This is a genomic window from Amycolatopsis sulphurea, assembly GCF_002564045.1.
Lineage (GTDB): Bacteria > Actinomycetota > Actinomycetes > Mycobacteriales > Pseudonocardiaceae > Amycolatopsis > Amycolatopsis sulphurea.
Window position 1 is genome coordinate 2,261,549 of sequence record NZ_PDJK01000002.1, and the last position, 17,829, is coordinate 2,279,377.

The following is a 17,829-nucleotide window of genomic DNA, read 5'->3' on the forward strand; positions in this document are numbered from 1 at the left end:
CTCTTCTCTTCACGCGGCGGCCGGGTGGAACCGGTCCCACCGCATCGCGGACAAGTATTTCCTCGAACCCGGCCGGTCCCGAAACACACCGGGCAGTCTTCAAGCCTGGTCACCGAGGTCTCCTACACGTCGAGGAAACGCACGTCCTTGGCGTTGCGCGTGATGAACGAACGCCGAGACTCGACGTCTTCCCCCATCAGGACCGAGAACAGGTCATCGGCCTGCGCGGCATCGTCGAGAGTGACCTTGAGCAGCAGCCGGTTGGCCGGGTCCATCGTGGTTTCCCACAGCTCCTCGGCATTCATCTCGCCGAGCCCCTTGTAGCGCTGGATCGCGTCGTCCTTGGGCAGCTTCCGCCCGGCCTCGGCACCGGCCCGGATCATGCCGTCGCGTTCTTTGTCCGAGTACGCGTACTCCGGCTCCGACCGCGGCCACTTGATCTTGTACAACGGCGGCTGCGCGAGATAAACGTGGCCGTGTTCCACCAGCTGCGGCATGAACCGGAACAGCAGGGTGAGCAGCAGCGTCCGGATGTGCTGGCCGTCCACATCGGCGTCGGCCATCAGCACGATCTTGTGGTAGCGCAGCTTCGAGAGGTCGAAATCGTCGTGGATGCCGGTGCCCAGTGCGGTGATCAGCGACTGGACCTCGGTGTTCTTCAGCACCCGGTCGATCCGGGCCTTCTCCACGTTGATGATCTTGCCGCGGATCGGCAGGATCGCCTGGTACATCGAGTCGCGGCCCTCCTTGGCCGAACCACCGGCCGAGTCGCCCTCCACGATGTACAGCTCGCATTCGCCCGGATCGTTCGAGCGGCAGTCCTTGAGCTTGCCGGGCAGGCCGCCGATCTCCAGCGCGCCCTTGCGGCGGACCAGATCCCGGGCCTTGCGCGCGGCGAGCCGGGCCTGTGCCGAGGAGATCGACTTGTTGATGATCGTCTTGGCCTCGGCCGGGTTGCGCTCGAACCAGTCCGCGAGCCATTCGTTGGACTGCTGCTGCACGAACGTCTTGGCCTCGCTGTTGCCCAGCTTGGTCTTGGTCTGACCCTCGAACTGCGGTTCGGCCAGCTTGATCGAGACGATCGCGGCGAGCCCCTCGCGTACGTCGTCGCCGGTCAGGTTGGCGTCCTTCTCGCGAAGGAGCTTCTTGTCGCGCGCGTACGCGTTGACCACGCGGGTGAGCGCGGCGCGGAAACCCTCTTCGTGGGTGCCGCCCTCGTGCGTGTTGATCGTGTTCGCGAAGGTGTACACCGACGGCGTAAACCCGGTGTTCCACTGCATCGCGACCTCGACCTCAAGACCGGTGCCCTTGGCCTCGAAGGAGATCACGCTCGCGTGGATCGGGTCCTTGCTGCCATTGATGTGCTTGACGAAGTCCTCAAGCCCGCCCGGGTAGCAGTAGACCTTTTCCTTGACCCGGGCCTGCTTGCCCTCGGCGTCGGCCTCGGTCTCCTCATCCGACACCCGCTCGTCGCGCAGCGACAGGGTGAGGCCCTTGTTGAGGAACGCCATTTCCTGCAGCCGCCGGGAGATGGTCTCGAAGTTGTACGTGGTGGTCTCGAAAATATTCGAGTCTGCCCAGAAAGTGATCGTGGTGCCGGTTTCGGTGGCCGGACCGAGGTCCTCCAGCGGGCCGGGCACCTGGTCGGTGTACAGCTGGCGCCAGCTGCGGCCGCCCACCTGGATCTCCGCCAGCAGCTTCGTGGACAGCGCGTTCACCACGGAGACGCCGACGCCGTGCAGGCCACCGGACACCGCGTAGGAGTCGCTGTCGAACTTGCCGCCCGCGTGCAGGATGGTGAGCACCACTTCGAGGGTCGGCTTCTGCTCCTTGGGGTGCAGATCGACCGGGATGCCGCGGCCGTCGTCCACGACGCGTACCCCGCCGTCGGCGAGCAGGGTAACCTCGACCTTGGTGGCGAAGCCCGCCATCGCCTCGTCCACGGAGTTGTCCACCACCTCCTGGACAAGGTGGTGCAGGCCGCGTTCACCGGTGGAACCGATGTACATGCCGGGACGCTTGCGGACCGCTTCGAGGCCTTCGAGCACGGTGATGGACGACGCGTTGTACTCGCTCTTGTTCTCTGTCACCGGCGCTGTTTCTCCTCGTCTCGCCCAGCGGACGTTCGATACTTCACCAGTGTACTTGGCCGCCCTCGCTCACATGCGGCAAGGACACCCCTCAGCGGGTCACAGCGGCGCGAAATCACCCTTGGCCTAGTCCGCTCGTATCCGGAGCGTCGTCACGCGGTTCTCGGGGAACTCATCCGGCCGTGGCGCAACCCCGGTCAGCCGTACGTGTCACGCGGGCCCCGGCCGGGCACGTGACGCGGGCCTTTCCGCCAGCTCGGCGCGGTCGGGCCCTGGATCCGCATCCGCTTGACCACCCCGTGCCCGACCCCCGCGGCGATCTTCGCGAGCAGCTTTCCCTGGAGCAATCGCAGCTGCGTGGCCCACGCGGTGGAACTCGCGCGCACGGTCAGCTCGCCGTCCTTGAGCGTCACCGGCTGGGCGTGCTCGGCGACGTCCTCGCCGACCAGCCGTGCCCACTGCCCGAAGACCCGGGCGTTGGTCATCGTGTCCTGCCAGCCGCTGTCGCTGATCAGCCGGGAGACCAGCCTGCCGAGCGGCTGTGGATCGCGAGCATCGGCGCCCGGCCCGGACCAGCGGCGACGGCGCGGGTGCTGCCCGGTGCCCCCACCACCGATCCGGCCACGACGCAGGTTCGGGGGCGCACCGCGTTCGCGTGCCTTCGCCTTCGCCGCTTCGAGTGCGGCGTGCGCCAGGTCGCGGCCGGTGCGAGGTTGCTCCCCAGGCGCGCTCCCGTTCGGCCCAGCGGGGCCCTCACCATCAGTGACCGGGCCGACGGAGTCACCTGGACTTTTCCCGGCGGCGGCGCTGTCAAGACCACCATCCGGCCGGTTCGTCACGCGCCGCGATAACCCGGGCACCGGTTTATCCACACTGTCCACAGGTTTATCCCCAGATCGATGGACACCTGATGTGACACCAGTCACTCGACGTGGTCGTGCTGCTCGATCAGCCACGCGTCACCTCACCGTCTGCCACCGTGAACCGGGTACCGGCCAGCTCCGCCGGGACGTCCTCGTCGACCGCCGCGGTGATGAGCACCTGTTCAGCGCCCGCGGCGACCTCCGCGAGCCGGGCCCGGCGCTTGCGGTCGAGCTCGGCGAACACATCGTCCAGCAAAAGCACCGGCTCACCCGCTTCGGCACGCAGAAGCTCGTAACTACCGAGCCGCAACGCCAGTGCGAACGACCACGACTCACCGTGGCTCGCGTACCCCTTCGCCGGTGCTTCGCCGAGAATCAGTTCCAGCTCGTCCCGATGCGGCCCGACGAGACTGATCCCACGCTCCAGCTCGTTACGCCGTACGTCGGCCATCGCCGTCAGCAGCAACCCACGCAACGCCTCAGGCTCCGCGCGCTCGCCACCGGGCGTGCCGTAGGACGGCGGCAGCGCTTCGCCCAGCGAAGAGCGGTACGCGATCTTCACCGGCTGCGAGTCCGGCGCGACACCCATGTACGCGTCGGCAGTGTACGGCGCGAGGTCTGCGACGAGGTTCAGCCGCGCCGCAAGAAGTTGCGCGCCTGCGACCGACAGATGGTCGTCCCACACATCGAGCGTCGACAGCGCGTACGGATCTTCACGACCTGTACGGCGCTTGCCCGCGGTCTTGAGCAATGCGTTGCGCTGCTTCAACACCTTCTCGTAGTCGGCGCGCACACCCGCGTACCGAGGCGCGCGAAGCACGAGAAGCTCATCCATGAACCGACGGCGTTCGCTCGGATCTCCACGCACCAACGCGAGATCCTCCGGAGCGAACAGCACTGTGCGCAGAATGCCGAGCACGTCACGTGGTTTGCCCACGGCGCCGCGGTTCACCCGTGCCCGGTTGGCGCGACCGGCGGTGATCTCGAGCTCGACCGTCAGCTCACGACCCTCGTTGACCACCGCGACCCGCACGAGCGCGCGCTCGCACCCATGACGAATCAGCGGAGCGTCCGTCGCGACCCGGTGCGAGCCGAGCGTCGCGACGTAACCGACCGCTTCGAGCAGGTTCGTCTTCCCCCGGCCGTTCTGGCCGACCAGCACGACCGGCCCCGGCTCCAGGGCGAGATCGGCCTGCGGCCAGGACCGGAAGTCGGTGACCTGGAGATGTCGCAGATACACGGAAGGGGACCGCGCGGGAGGCTAGCTCCCGGCCTTCTTCACCGCGTGGCCGCCGAACTGGTTGCGCAGCGCGGCCACCGCACGCATGGCGGAGGAGTCCTTCTGCCGCGAGGAGAACCGGGCGAACAGTGCCGCCGACAGCACCGGCGCCGGCACCGCGTGGTTGACCGCTTCCTCCAGCGTCCACCGGCCCTCGCCGGAGTCCTCGACGTACCCTTCGAGGTCGTCCAGGTCCGGGTCCTCGTCGAGCGCGCGGACCAGCAGATCGAGCAGCCAGGAGCGGACCACGGTGCCGCGCTGCCAGCCTTTGATCACGGCCGGCACGTCTTCGACGACCTTCGACGCTTCGAGCAGCTCGAAACCCTCGGCGTAGGCCTGCATGATGCCGTACTCGATGCCGTTGTGGATCATCTTCGCGTAGTGCCCGGCGCCGACCGAACCGGCGTGCGAGAAGCCCTCTTCCCGCGGGCCTTCCGGACGCAGCGTGTTGAAGATCGGCATCGCACGGGCCACATCGGATGCCGCGCCACCGACCATCAGGCCGTAGCCGTTGTCCTTGCCCCAGACCCCGCCGGACACCCCGCAGTCGAGGTAGCCGACGCCCTTGGCGGCGAGCAGGTCGGCGTTCAGCTTGTCATCGGTGAACTTCGAGTTCCCGCCGTCGATCACCAGGTCGCCCTCGGCCATCAGCTGCCCGAGTTCGATGACGGTCTGCCGGGTCGGCTCGCCGGCGGGCACCATGATCCAGACGATTCGCGGACCGGTCAGCTTGGCCACCAGATCGGCTAGCGAGGCGGCATCGCTCACCTCGGGGTTGCGGTCGTAGCCGACCACCTCGTGCCCGGCGGCGCGCAGCCGCTCGCGCATGTTGAAACCCATCTTGCCCAGGCCGACCAGACCCAGCTGAACCATGAGAGCTCCTTGGTTGGTAAGGAAAATCCGCGGGGCGAGGGCCGGTCAGCCGGGCAGCCGGACCGGCATGAGCAGGTAGAGGTACCCGGGGACGACGTTGCCCTCGGCGTCCGCGGGCTTGATCAGCGCCGGACGGTTCGGGGTCGTGAAGGTCAGCTCGGCCCGATCGCTGTGCAGCGCGCCGAGCCCGTCGACGAGGTAACCAGGGTTGAACGCGATGGTCACCGGTTCGCCCTCGTAGTCGACCTGCAGCTCTTCCTCGGCGCTGCCCTCGTCGTCGCCACCGGCGGACAGCCGCAGCGTGCCCTCGCCGAATTCGAGCCGCACCTGGGTGCCGCGCTCGGCGACCAGCGAGACGCGCTTGATCGACTCGGCGAGCGCACTGACCTCGATGACCGCACGCGATGTGTGGTTCGCCGGCAGCAGCTGGCGGTACGGCGGGAACTCGGCGTCGAGCAGCCGGGTCGTCGTGTAGCGACCGGCACCGGACAGGCCGAGCAGGCCGTCACCACTGGCGAGCGCGAGCTTCACGGTGGTACCGGCGCCGCCGAGCGTTTTCGCGGCCTCGGCGAGGGTGCGCGCCGGGACGAGCACCGCCGCGTCCGACAGGCCCTCGGCCGGCTTCCAGGTGAACTCGCGCATGGCGAGCCGGAACCGGTCGGTGGCGACCAGAGTCAGCGACTCACCGGAGATCTCCAGCCGCATGCCGGTGAGCATGGGCAGGGTGTCGTCCTTGCCCGCGGCGGTGGCGACCTGGGTCACCGCCTGGCCGAAGACGTCGCCGGGCAGCTCACCGGCGTGCGCGGGCTGGGACGGCAGCTGCGGGTAGTCCTCCACCGGCATGGTGGGCAGGCTGAACCGCGCGCTGCCACAGGTGATGGTGGCGCGGGCGCCGTCGACGGAGATCTCCACCGGCTGGGCGGGCAGCGCCTTGGTGATGTCCGCGAGGAGCCTGCCGGAGACGAGCAGCCGTCCGCCGTCGGCGATGGTCGCGGGGACGCCGACGGTGGCGGACACCTCGTAGTCGAAGCCGGAGACGGTGAGCACGTCGGATTCGCCATCCGCACCCGCGTCGAGCAGGACTCCGCCCAGCACCGGCACCGGAGGCCGGGACGGGAGGCTTCTGGCCACCCACGCGACGGCGTCGGCGAGCCCGTCGCGCTCGACGCGGATCTTCATGCGCGCATCCTTTCGGCAACCGAGCCCCGCGGCTCGTGAAGGGTCGGCGGGTCAGCGGCCGGGAGCACCCGCGGAAGGCGTGCTCGACCGGGTCCCCTCCGGTCCGGCCTGCCCCCACGCGTGGGACGGGCCGGCTGCAGGCATCCACGTTAGGCCGTCCCCAGGCCCCGCGTCACCTCGGCCTCCCCTTGACTTTGTCGACAAGACGACAGCCTCGCCGACTTGTCCCCAACTTCGTCCATCGCCTGTTTTTGTTCTGTTCTCTCTTTCACAAGATCTAAGAGCAGTAGCAGTAGTAGGGGCTGTGGATTGTGTGGACAGAGCTCGTTCGCGCAGGTCGCCAGGCGCGTCGGGTTGTGGAGTTCCCTGGTGATGGATCGGTGGATGAATCGGCCGACCGGTGGATGGTTTCGGACCTCCCCCGATTCATCCACAGCCTGGCCGACTTGTCCCCATGGTTGTCCCCAGGTATGTGCCGAGTTGTACCCAGGCTCTGTGGGTGTCCACCGCGGTCCGGATCGCCCTGGTGAGTGACAGGCCACAACTGGGGACAAAATGTGGACAACCTGGGGATTCCCAGTGGATAGAGCTGGGGACAACCTGTGGATTCAGTGTGGGTGCAATGTGGACGGATTTCGATCCGTGCTGGTGGCGGATTCGTTGAAGCTGTGGGCAATCTACCCACACCCTGGGGAAAACCCCTTGTGTATCAATGGGTTTCGGCCGGTTGTTTAGTGCTGCGTACGCGCGCGTACGCAGCTTCGTGTACGTACGCAGCACGAAGCTGTTGTGAGCAAAGGAAAAGTGCCTTCGCGGCGCGTCGAGTTGCAACAGGTTCAGGTGCGCGTGTGGCAGCCGGATATGACACGGCGCTCGCTGGGGATGGTTGAGATCGAACCGGCCACGAGCGTCACCACAGCCACCGCCGGCCGGGTTACGGAGCTACTGACTCATGGACAAAAAAGAGCTGCTGGAGCGGTATACGACGGCTCCAGCAGCGAGTAGTGACCAGCGAGCTACTGCCGAGCCCGCTGCTTGATCCGGGAAGTCAGCTCCTGCACCTGGTCGTAAATCCGCCGACGCTCGGCCATCTCCTTGCGGATCTTCTTGTCCGCGTGCATGACCGTGGTGTGGTCCCGGCCGCCGAAGGTCTGCCCGATCTTCGGCAGGGACATATCGGTCAGCTCGCGGCACAGGTACATCGCGATCTGCCGGGCGGTGGCCAGCGCCTTCGTCTTGCCCGGCCCGCACAGGTCCTCGAGCGTGACGTCGAAGAACTCGGCGGTGACTCCCATGATCGTCGGCGAGGTGATCTCCGGCGCGTGCGAATCGGGGATCAGCTCACGCAGCACGATCTCGGAGAGACCGACGTCCACCGGCTGCTGATTCAGCGAGGCGAACGCGGTGACGCGGATGAGCGCGCCCTCCAGCTCCCGGATGTTCGCCTCGACCCGGGAGGCGATGAACTCCAGCACGTCGCCCGGCACCGCGAGCCGGTCCTGCGCCGCCTTCTTCCGCAGGATCGCGATCCGCGTCTCCAGGTCGGGCGGCTGGATGTCGGTGATCAAGCCCCACTCGAACCGGGTGCGCAGCCGGTCCTCCAGCGTCTCCAGCCGCTTCGGCGGCCGGTCGGAGGAGACCACGATCTGCTTGTTCGCGTTGTGCAGGGTGTTGAACGTGTGGAAGAACTCCTCCTGCGTGCCTTCCTTGCCCTCCAGAAACTGGATGTCGTCGACGAGCAGGATGTCGATGTCCCGGTAGCGCCGCTGGAAGGCGACCTTGCGGTCGTCCCGCAGTGAGTTGATGAAGTCGTTGGTGAACTCCTCGGTGGACACGTACCGCACCCGCATCCCGGGGAACAGCCGCTGCGCGTAGTGCCCGACCGCGTGCAGCAGGTGCGTTTTGCCCAGCCCGGACTCGCCCCAGATGAACAGCGGGTTGTACGCGCGGGCCGGCGCTTCCGCCACAGCCACCGCGGCGGCGTGCGCGAACCGGTTCGATGCTCCGATGACGAACGTGTCGAGGGTGTACTTCTCGTTCAGCTTCGTCTTCGACGTCTGCGGCTGCGCGGGCGCGGTGTAGGGCTGCCCGGCGATCGGTTGCCCGGAGAACGTAGGCCAGATCTCGTGCACCGCGGCGAGGGCTTCGCCCTCTTCGTCCACTTCTTCGTCGGTGTCCTCGGCGTCCTCCGGGGACGGCTTCGGTGGCTCGTGCCGCGACGGCGGCAGGCCGTTCCCGTCAACCGGCGCGCGCGGCGGCACGACCGACGGCGCGGGGCTCTCCGGGCGTACGGCGCCGACGCGCCCGTTGTCCGGACGCACGCTGTCGAGGCGCACCTGATCGGGGCGAGGACCGTCGAAGTGGCCATTGGTCTCGTTTTCCACCCTCGCGGGTGACGGTACATAGCGGGGCGCGGGTGCGACGGTCTCGGTGCTGTCCACCTTCACCGCGAGCGACACGGGGCGCCCGAGCCGCCGCGACAGCGCGTCGGTGATCGACGTGCGCAGCGCGCGCTCGATGGCTTCCTTCGCGAAATCACTGGGCGCGGCGAGCAGCGCGGTGCCGTCGAGCAGGCCGATCGGCCGGGTCACCCGCATCCAGGCCCGCTGTTGCGGGGAGAGGGTGCCGTCGGACAGCTCCCGCACCACCTGCTCCCAGATGACACCTAGATTGTGCTGGTGCTCGGACACCGGTCTGACTCCCCTCCCCTCGTCGGCGTTACGCCCGGTCCGGCCCCAGCACGCCCTCGAGCGTCATCCTGGCCCGGTCCGCACGACGGCACAGCGATATCCACATAGTTGTCCACAGCTGTGCACTAATGTACGGCTGCCCGCAGCCACGCCACTTACGGGCTCGACGTTCACGCCGGGTGCCTCCACACCCATGGCGCCGAGCGTCGGTGACGACCTGGCGTTCACCCCGTCCGGCTGCCTGAAAGAGGCACGCTAACAAGCCCCGGTCGTTGCCACAAGGCGTGGTGCCGCGCAAGCATTTCATGGTGTACGGCGTGTTGCCATTCGGTACCGCGGCGTGCCGGGGCCCTGGCGCGATGCGCTGGTCGCAATGCGTGGCGGAGGGGGTGGCTGTATGACTCTCGAAGGGGGTGCGTACCCTCGTAAGGTCTCCCGTAAGCGACGGGTGCGTTTCGCGTGCCCACGTATGTCGTCGCTCGTCGTGACGAGGCCACACGTTGGTAGGAGACACCAGAGACTGCCGTGCGACCCGCACGACATGCCGGGCGCCGGGGAAATGACCGTCGCCCGACGGCCGAGACACAGGAGACGCAGTGAGCAAGGGCAAGCGCACCTTCCAGCCGAACAACCGTCGTCGCGCGCGGACCCACGGTTTCCGCCTGCGCATGCGCACTCGTGCGGGCCGGGCCATCCTGGCGGCTCGCCGTCGCAAGGGCCGCGCCGCGCTGTCCGCCTGATCCGGCCGCCAAGACGCGCCGTGCTGCCCGCTGCCGCACGTCTGCGGCGGAGTGCGGACTTCCGGGTCGTCCTCCGCCGGGGGTCCCGGGCAGGCAAACGCCGCCTCGTCGTCCATGCGTTGACCACGGACCCGCCCGTGGCCACACCTGCTGTGGCCAGGGCGGGTTTTGTGGTGAGCAAGGCCGTCGGCAACTCGGTGGTCCGCCACCGCGTCACCCGCCGGCTGCGACATCTCGTTTCGGCCCGGCTCGGAACCCTGCCCGAGGGCAGCACGTTGGTCGTACGGGCATTACCTCCGGCGGCGTCCGCTTCGAGTGCGGAACTCGGCGCCGATCTCGATGCGGCGCTGCGCCGGCTCGGCCTCGGGCCGTCCGGCGGCCCGTCCCGGGATGGTGCTCCCCGGCAGCCGCGTCAGCAGGGCGCGGGCCCCGAACACGGATCAGCGGTGTAACCGGCCATGCACGCCACCCCCGAGCACGACGCCACCGGAGGTACCGGGGAGGCCCGCCCTCCCCGACCCGGACCGGTCGCCTGGGTGCTTCTCCTGCCCGTCCGGTTCTATCGCAAGGCGATTTCGCCCTATCTCCCACCGGCTTGCCGGTTCTACCCGAGCTGCAGCGCGTACGCAGTCGAAGCCCTGACCCGCCATGGCGCGGCCCGCGGCTCCTACCTCGCGCTGCGCCGGTTGTTGCGCTGCGGCCCGTGGACCCCGCCCGGCCGCGACCCGGTGCCCGAGGAGTTCTCGTGGCGACACCGCAAGCCTGAAACACCGATCGAGGAGTAGCTCAGTGCTCGATTTCATCTACTACCCTGTGTCCTTCATCTTGTGGTGTTGGCACAAGGTCTTCGGGTTTGCCTTCGGGGAGTCGTCGGCGATCGCCTGGATCCTCGGCATCATCTTCCTCACGTTCACCATCCGCGGCATTATGTTCAAGCCGTTCGTGAACCAGGTCCGGTCGATGAAGAAGATGCAGGACTTCGCGCCGGAGATGAAGAAGATCCAGAAGAAGTACGCGAACGACCGGCAGCGCCAAGCGCAGGAGATGCAGAAGCTCCAGCGCGAACACGGCGTGAACCCGCTCGGCAGCTGTCTTCCGATGGTCCTGCAGATCCCCGCGTTCATCGGCCTGAACCACGTGCTGAAGGCGTTCACCCTGCCCCCGCCCGGTGGCGGGCCGAAGACCGAGAACTACTTCTTCAGCCAGCACGACGTCAACTCGTACGTGAGCGCCAAGCTCTTCGGCGTCAACCTCGGTGAAGCGGTCAACAACGGCGTCGGCGCGATCTCCGGCGGTGTGGTCAACGGCGGCTGGCACTGGAACGTGCTCCCGGTCGCCCTGCCGCTGATGATCATCGCCTCGATCGCCACGCACCTCACCGCCCGGCACTCGGCCGCCCGGCAGAGCGCCGCGGCCACCGGTACCGCGCAGACGGCGATCATGAACAAGCTGACGATGTACGTCTTCCCGCTCGGTGTGCTCGTCTTCGGTGCCTTCTTCCCGCTCGGCCTGCTCTTCTACTGGCTGGCGAACAACGGCTGGACGCTCATGCAGCAGCGCTTGGTCTACACCCGGATCGACAAGGAAGAGGCGACCCGCAAGGCGGAGGCAGCGGAGAAGCGTGCGTCGCTCGGCCCGAAGCCGGGACAGAAGCCGACCGCACCGAAGGTCGGGCAGAAGCCGGTGCAGCAGAAGAAGAACCAGCAGTCGGGTCAGCAGCAGCGCAAGGTGACCAAAGCCGGATCGGCGCACGGTTTCGCGCAGACCGCGCCGTCCGGCGACAAGCCCGGCGGCGGTTCGAACACCAAGCCCGCGGAGAAGGCGACCGGCGACGCTCCCGAGGAGAAGACGTCGGAGCCGAAGGTCAGCGCGAAGCCGGCGGACCAGACCTCGGCGAACCAGACCAACGGAGCCAACGGGAACGGTGCACCCGGGCTCATCAAGAACTCGACGAAGAAGTCGGGCCGGAAGCGTCGCTGACGCCGAACCGGTTCGGAGAGGAGACGAAAGATGTCGGAGACGGTCGACACGATCGACGCCGAACAGGAGGACGGAGCCGAGGCGGCGGAAGCGGCCGAAGCCAAGCCGGGCGGTGATGACGACTCTCTCGTGCGGGAGGGAGACATCGCCGGGGACTATCTGGAGCGCCTGCTGGACCTGCTCGACTACGACGGCGACATCGACCTCGATGTGGAAGCCGGACGTGCGGTGGTGAGCATCGACGGCGGTGAGGATCTGGAGAAGCTCGTCGGCCCGCGCGGCACCGTGCTCGAGTCGCTGCAGGAGTTGACCCGGCTGGCGGTGCAGCAGGAGACCGGTTCGCGCAGCCGGCTCATGTTGGATATCGCGAACTGGCGAGCCGACCGCCGGGAGGAGCTGAAGGAACTCGGCCGGTCCACCGCGGAGTCGGTGAAGGCGAACGGCGAGCGGGTTCGCTTGCAGCCGATGAGCCCGTTCGAGCGGAAGGTCGTGCACGACGCGGTCGCCACGGTCGACGGCGTGACGAGTGAGAGCGAGGGCGAGGACCCGAAGCGCCGGGTGGTGATCTTCCCCGAGGACTGATCGCCAGCACGAAGCGCTGAGCCGAAGCGGCCCACCGGTTGAATCCGGTGGGCCGCTTTGTGTTCGGGGTCGGAGACTGAGGGCTGGTGGCGGCTGGGGCGAATTACACGCATGGTGTTTCACGTGAAACGGGTGTGGACAGCTCTGCTCGCCGAGTGGACTTGTCCACAGATGCGGTCTGTCGGCTCGATTTGCCCCCGGCATCAGGGACAATCAACGGGGCGAGTTTCACGTGAAACGCGCAGAGCGAGGAGTGAACGTAGTGAGCTTGGACGGCGCCACCGGGACGGTCCGGACCGCGGCGGTGGAGGTGTTCGGAGAGCGCGTCGGCCAAGCCGCCCGGTACGTCGATCTACTGGCGACCCACGGAGTGGAGCGTGGTCTGATCGGGCCGCGTGAGGTCGAGCGACTGTGGGATCGGCACGTGCTGAACTCGGCTGTGATCGGTGAGCACATCCCGGATGGCGCCCGGGTGGTCGATGTCGGTTCGGGTGCGGGGCTTCCGGGCGTGCCGCTGGCGATTGCCCGACCGGACCTCGCTATCGTTCTCCTGGAACCCATGGCTCGCCGGGTTGACTGGTTGGCCGAGGTCGCCGAGAAGCTGGAACTCCCGATCACCATCGTCCGTGGACGCGCGGAGGAACGATCCGTGCGCGAGCAGCTGGACGGCGCCGACGTCGTCACCGCTCGCGCGGTCGCTCCCCTGGCTCGGCTTGCGGGCTGGTGTCTACCCCTGGTTCGACCCGAAGGCAGGCTGGTTGCCCTCAAAGGTGCCAGCGCTGCCGAAGAGATCGAACGGGACCGCGACGCAGTACGTAAGGCCGGCGGTGCCGAGCCAGTGCTCGCCGAATGCGGAAAAGCAGTACTTGAGGTGCCCAGCACGGTGGTGCTCATCCGCCGCCTACCGCCGAAGCCGACTCGGCCACGTGGCAGGCGGCGCTAGCGAACGAGGACAGCCGCGAAGTTCCACGTGAAACAACGCGGTTCGAACGCCCACGAATCGTCTATCAGGAGGAGGTGTCGAGAACGGTGAATCCCCCGCCGTCCGACCCCGCGGAGACCGGCCACGAGTTGGGCTGGACCCCGATTGCCGAGGAAGCCGTCCGAGCCGCGAGCGTGCTGCACCCGAAGGAGGGTGCGCTCCCCCGACCCACACGTCGCCGGGTGCTCACGGTCGCCAACCAGAAAGGCGGCGTCGGCAAGACGACGAGCACCGTCAATCTCGCCGCCGCGCTGGCCGTGCACGGGTTGAAGACACTCGTGATCGACCTCGACCCGCAGGGCAATGCCAGCACCGCGCTCGACATCGACCACCGGTCCGGGACGCCGTCGATCTACGAGGTGCTGATCGGTGAGGTGTCGCTCGCGGAGGCGGCCGCGAACAGTGCGCAGTCGCCGAACCTCTTCTGCGTCCCCGCGACGATCGATCTGGCCGGCGCCGAGATCGAGCTGGTCTCCATGGCGAACCGGGAGACCCGGCTGAAGGAGGCGCTGTCCGCGGAGGTGCTCGACCAGATCGGCGTCGACTACGTCCTCATCGACTGCCCGCCGTCCCTTGGCCTGCTCACCGTCAATGCCATGGTGGCCGCGCAAGAGGTGCTGATTCCGATCCAGTGCGAGTACTACGCACTGGAAGGTCTGGGCCAGCTGCTGAGCAACATCGAACTCGTGCAGCAGCACCTCAACCGCGAGCTCAGCGTCTCCACGATCCTGCTCACCATGTACGACGGCCGCACGAAGCTGGCCGACCAGGTGACGAACGAGGTCCGGAACCACTTCGGGGAGACGGTGCTGAAGACCGTCATCCCGCGCAGCGTGAAGGTGTCCGAGGCACCTGGCTACGGCCAGACCGTGCTCTCGTACGACCCGGGCTCGCGGGGGGCGATGAGCTACCTCGATGCGGCGAAGGAACTCGCGGAGCGTGGCGCGAACGAGAAGAGGAGCACCAGCGCATGACTGAGCGCAGAGGAGGGCTCGGGCGTGGCCTCGCGGCCCTGATCCCGACCGGGCCGCCTACCCCGGCCCCCTCCCCCGGTGACAAGGTCGTGGCAGCCGAACCGGCGGCCCGTGAGGACAAGGGCTGGTTCGCGGCGAACGGCGCGGCGAATTCGCACGGCGGCGAGGTCGCCGGTGCGGTCTACCGCGAGATCCCGGTCAGCTCGGTCAAACCGAATCCGAAGCAGCCCCGCCAGGTCTTCGACGAGGAAGCGCTCGCCGAGCTCGAACACTCCATCCGGGAGTTCGGGCTCATGCAGCCGATCGTCGTGCGCGAGCTCAGCGACGGCGAGTACGAGCTTGTCATGGGCGAGCGGCGGCTGCGTGCGTCGCAGCAGGCGGAGCTGGAGGCGATCCCCGCGATCGTCCGGCAGACCGCCGACGAGTCGATGCTGCGCGACGCGTTGCTGGAGAACATCCACCGGGTCCAGCTGAACCCACTCGAAGAGGCGGCGGCGTACCAGCAGCTGCTCGACGAGTTCGCGGTGACGCACGAGGAGCTGGCCGGCCGGATCGGGCGAAGCCGTCCAGTCATCACGAACACCATCCGGTTGCTCAAGCTCCCCTTGCCCGTGCAGCGGCGGGTGGCCGCCGGGGTGCTGTCGGCCGGGCATGCTCGGGCTTTGCTGTCGCTGGATGATCCGGAAAGCCAGGAAGAACTGGCTGCCCGGATCGTCGCGGAAGGCATGTCGGTGCGCGCCACCGAAGAAGCCGTCACGCTGAAGAAGAGCGAGAAGCCGGTCAAACCGAAGGCCGCTCCCCGCAAGCCGATTCAAGCTCCCGGATTGCAGGAACTCGCGAACCGGCTCTCGGATCGCTTCGACACTCGGGTCAAGGTCGACCTCGGCCGGCGGAAGGGCCGGATCGTGCTCGAGTTCGGCTCGGTCGATGATCTCGAACGCATCGTCGGGCTCATCGATGCGAACTCGGGGGAAAAACCGACAAAAAGGGAAGAGAAAACCGACTAGGGATCACCCGTGGTCGTTTCGTCACGGTGATGATTGCGCAGCGACGCAACCGGCGGCACGCTGCGTGGTCACTCCGGTGGCTCCGAAATTCGGCACCGGAGTGGAGGGACGGCGGGCTAGCTCCGTCGTCCCGTGAGGGTCAGTGGCTCCGCGCGACTGCGCGCGCGACGAGGTCCGCGAACACCGAGCCGAGCGATTTGCCCGCCGCCTCGACCGCCATCGGGACCGTGGACGTCTCGGTGAGCCCCGGTGACAGGTTCACCTCAAGAAAGTGCACGGTGCCGTCCGAAGTGATCACGGCGTCCGTGCGGGAGATGTCGCGCAGCCCGAGCCACCGGTGTGCGGCGACGGCGAGTTCACTGACCGCCTTTGCCGTTTCGTCGGAGATCCTGGCCGGTGTGAAGAAATCGGTGAGGCCGGCGGTGTAGCGCGCGGTGTAGTCGTAGATGCCGCTCTCCGGCACGATTTCGACCGCCGGCAGCGCCTCGGCTCCGTCCTCGCCCTCGATGACCGTGACCGCCACCTCGACGCCGTCGACGAACCGCTCGGCAAGCACAGTGTCGCCGTAGGCGAAGCAGCCCACCATCGCGGCCGGCAGCTCCGAGGCCTCCCGCACCACCTGCGTGCCCAGTGCCGAACCACCCTGGTCCGGCTTCAGGATCAGCGGCAACCCGAGCCGGTCCACCATCGCGTCGAGCACCGACTGTGCACCCAGCTCCCGGAAAGTGCTGTGTGGCAAAACAATCCACTCCGGTGTGGCGAACCCGGCCTGCTGGACGAACGCCTTCGCAGTCGGCTTGTCCCAGGCCCGGCGGCAGCCCTGCGAGCTGGTGCCGACGAACGGCACGTCGAGCATCTCGAGCACGGTCTGCACCGAACCGTTCTCGCCTTCCCCGCCGTGCAGCGCGACGACCACGGCGTCCGGCCGCTGGGTGCGCAGCCGCTCCAGCAACCCGGCGTCGGTGTCCCACTCGTCCACCGTGAGCCCTTCGGCACGCAACGCGGCCGACAGCCGCCGTCCGGAACGGAGCGAGACGTCCCGCTCGTGGGAAAGCCCACCGGCGAGCACGGCAACGGTACGGTCGACCACCGTGGGAACTCCTTAGGTTGTTGCAGGGCCGGTCAGACCGTGTCCGGAGACGGGGTCTCGGGGCCCGGGATGGTGCGTGCCCTCACGCTACCGAAAGTGCGGCCAAGGTCCATTTCGGACTCCAGCACCGCGGCCAGGCGCCGCACTCCCTCCCGGATCCGCTCCGGCGTCGGATAGCAATAGGACAGGCGCATCTGACGCGAGCCGAACCCGTCGGCGTAGAAGCCGGTGCCCGACGCATACGCCACGCGGGCGGTGACAGCCCGCGGCAGCATTGCTTTGGTGTCAACACCTTCCGGCACGGTGACCCAAACGTAGAAGCCACCTTCAGGTTGCGTCCAGGAGCAGCCCGCGGGCAGGTATTGCTGCAGCGCGGACAGCATCGCGTCGCGGCGCTCGCGGTAGTTTTCCCGGAACTTCTTGATCTGGCCCTTCCAATCGTGCGACGCGAGGTAGCGAGACACGATCATCTGATTGAAGGTCGGCGGGCACAGCGTGGCCGATTCCGCTGCCAGCACGAGCTTTTCGCGCACCGCGTGCGGAGCGAGTACCCAGCCGACCCGCAGCCCCGAGGCGAACGTCTTGGAGAACGAACCGAGGTACACCACGTTGTCCGGGTCGAGCGAACGCAGCGCGGGGTAGATCTGCCCGTCGAAGCCGAGCAGCCCGTACGGGTTGTCCTCGACGACCAGCACACCGTGCTCGCGGCAGATCTCCACAATCTCCGCCCGCCGCTCGACCGCCAGCGTGACGCCCGCCGGATTGTGGAAATTCGGGATGGTGTAAAGGAATTTGACCCGCTGGCCGGCCTTTTCCGCCTGCCGCAACGCTTCCCTCAACCCCTCGGGCACGAGCCCATGATCGTCCATCGCGACGTGCACGACCTTGGCCTGGTACGCGGAGAACGAACCGAGCGCGCCGACGTACGACGGGCCCTCGGCGATCACTACGTCGCCCGGATCGCAGAACAGCCGGGTCACCATGTCCAGGCCCATCTGGGAACCGACCGTGATCACAACGTCGTCCGGGTGCGCCTTGACGCCCTCGAGCGCCATGATTTCGCAGATCTGGTCACGCAGCGCAGGCACACCGTGCGCGGACCCGTACTGCAGGGCGACGAGCCCCTCCTCCGCGATGATCTCGCCGACCTGCGCAGACAGCGTGTCGAGCGGAAGCGCGGCCAGGTTCGGCATGCCACCAGCGAGCGAGACGACCTCCGGCCGGCTGGCCACTGCGAAGAGCGCGCGGATCTCGGATGCGGTCATACCGGCGGTCCGTGCTGCGTACCGCTCGAGGTGCGGGTCGAGATTGTGACGGCCGGTCTGCGGCTTGGCGGGGCGGTTCTCGGTCATCGGACACCTGAGGGCTCGGCGGTACCTGCTGGTAGATCCATCGAGTGTAACGGTGACCTCTTCCGGATCCCCGGTCTTCCGGCTCTTGTCACATCGGCCTATCCTCGTGGTGGTTCTTCCGGTGCCGCCTGCGCTCTCGCTGGCGTCG

At 67.7% G+C, this 17,829-nt stretch carries 16 protein-coding genes; 8 read left to right on the forward strand and 8 right to left on the reverse strand.

Annotation, left to right across the window (positions count from 1 at the left end; translation table 11 throughout):
* Window positions 1-122: 122 nt before the first annotated feature.
* The 6 genes from gyrB to dnaA form a co-directional block, all read right to left on the reverse strand.
* The gene (gene gyrB, locus ATK36_RS16700; RefSeq protein WP_098512409.1) at window positions 123-2,090 is read right to left on the reverse strand and encodes a DNA topoisomerase (ATP-hydrolyzing) subunit B; all 1,968 of its coding nucleotides are present in this window, start codon (window positions 2,088-2,090) and stop codon (window positions 123-125) included.
* Window positions 2,091-2,287: 197 nt separating this feature from the next.
* On the reverse strand, window positions 2,288-2,785 hold the full coding sequence (locus ATK36_RS16705) for a DciA family protein (RefSeq protein WP_098514940.1): 498 nt from the start codon (window positions 2,783-2,785) through the stop codon (window positions 2,288-2,290).
* 253 nt (window positions 2,786-3,038) lie between these two features.
* Entirely contained in the window at window positions 3,039-4,193 is a 1,155-nt protein-coding gene (gene recF / locus ATK36_RS16710) for a DNA replication/repair protein RecF (protein WP_098512410.1), read from the reverse strand.
* Between the two features lie 21 nt (window positions 4,194-4,214).
* Window positions 4,215-5,105 carry a phosphogluconate dehydrogenase (NAD(+)-dependent, decarboxylating) gene (gene gnd / locus ATK36_RS16715; RefSeq protein WP_098512411.1) on the reverse strand — a complete coding sequence of 297 codons (891 nt, stop codon included), beginning with the start codon at window positions 5,103-5,105 and terminating at the stop codon, window positions 4,215-4,217.
* Window positions 5,106-5,150: 45 nt separating this feature from the next.
* Window positions 5,151-6,284: a DNA polymerase III subunit beta gene (gene dnaN, locus ATK36_RS16720; protein WP_098512412.1), complete on the reverse strand. Its 1,134-nt coding sequence runs from the start codon at window positions 6,282-6,284 to the stop codon at window positions 5,151-5,153.
* Between the two features lie 1,016 nt (window positions 6,285-7,300).
* Window positions 7,301-8,974 carry a chromosomal replication initiator protein DnaA gene (gene dnaA / locus ATK36_RS16725; protein WP_098512413.1) on the reverse strand — a complete coding sequence of 558 codons (1,674 nt, stop codon included), beginning with the start codon at window positions 8,972-8,974 and terminating at the stop codon, window positions 7,301-7,303.
* Window positions 8,975-9,570: 596 nt separating this feature from the next.
* On the opposite strand from dnaA, the gene rpmH reads away from it, so the two are divergent.
* From rpmH to ATK36_RS16765, 8 genes are all read left to right on the forward strand, one after another.
* Entirely contained in the window at window positions 9,571-9,714 is a 144-nt protein-coding gene (gene rpmH / locus ATK36_RS16730; RefSeq protein WP_098512414.1) for a 50S ribosomal protein L34, read from the forward strand.
* Window positions 9,715-9,734: 20 nt separating this feature from the next.
* Window positions 9,735-10,166, forward strand: a complete 432-nt coding sequence (gene rnpA / locus ATK36_RS16735) for a ribonuclease P protein component (RefSeq protein WP_098512415.1) — start codon at window positions 9,735-9,737, stop codon at window positions 10,164-10,166.
* Between the two features lie 6 nt (window positions 10,167-10,172).
* On the forward strand, window positions 10,173-10,499 hold the full coding sequence (gene yidD, locus ATK36_RS16740; protein ID WP_098512416.1) for a membrane protein insertion efficiency factor YidD: 327 nt from the start codon (window positions 10,173-10,175) through the stop codon (window positions 10,497-10,499).
* 4 nt (window positions 10,500-10,503) lie between these two features.
* Window positions 10,504-11,694 carry a membrane protein insertase YidC gene (gene yidC, locus ATK36_RS16745; protein ID WP_098512417.1) on the forward strand — a complete coding sequence of 397 codons (1,191 nt, stop codon included), beginning with the start codon at window positions 10,504-10,506 and terminating at the stop codon, window positions 11,692-11,694.
* A gap of 30 nt (window positions 11,695-11,724) precedes the next feature.
* A complete protein-coding gene (locus ATK36_RS16750) occupies window positions 11,725-12,276 on the forward strand; it encodes a Jag family protein (protein WP_098512418.1) in 552 nt (183 codons plus the stop codon).
* A 262-nt stretch (window positions 12,277-12,538) separates the two neighbouring features.
* Window positions 12,539-13,219 carry a 16S rRNA (guanine(527)-N(7))-methyltransferase RsmG gene (gene rsmG / locus ATK36_RS16755; protein ID WP_098512419.1) on the forward strand — a complete coding sequence of 227 codons (681 nt, stop codon included), beginning with the start codon at window positions 12,539-12,541 and terminating at the stop codon, window positions 13,217-13,219.
* Between the two features lie 86 nt (window positions 13,220-13,305).
* A complete protein-coding gene (locus ATK36_RS16760) occupies window positions 13,306-14,232 on the forward strand; it encodes a ParA family protein (protein ID WP_098512420.1) in 927 nt (308 codons plus the stop codon).
* Window positions 14,229-15,239, forward strand: a complete 1,011-nt coding sequence (locus ATK36_RS16765) for a ParB/RepB/Spo0J family partition protein (RefSeq protein WP_098512421.1) — start codon at window positions 14,229-14,231, stop codon at window positions 15,237-15,239. Before ATK36_RS16760 ends, ATK36_RS16765 begins: the two co-directional genes overlap by 4 nt.
* A gap of 139 nt (window positions 15,240-15,378) precedes the next feature.
* On the opposite strand, the gene ATK36_RS16770 is transcribed toward ATK36_RS16765, so the two are convergent.
* Together ATK36_RS16770 and ATK36_RS16775 are read right to left on the reverse strand one after the other, a co-directional pair.
* Entirely contained in the window at window positions 15,379-16,329 is a 951-nt protein-coding gene (locus tag ATK36_RS16770) for a D-alanine--D-alanine ligase family protein (protein ID WP_098512422.1), read from the reverse strand.
* A 32-nt stretch (window positions 16,330-16,361) separates the two neighbouring features.
* The gene (locus tag ATK36_RS16775; RefSeq protein ID WP_098512423.1) at window positions 16,362-17,681 is read right to left on the reverse strand and encodes an aminotransferase-like domain-containing protein; all 1,320 of its coding nucleotides are present in this window, start codon (window positions 17,679-17,681) and stop codon (window positions 16,362-16,364) included.
* Window positions 17,682-17,829 lie beyond the last annotated feature (148 nt).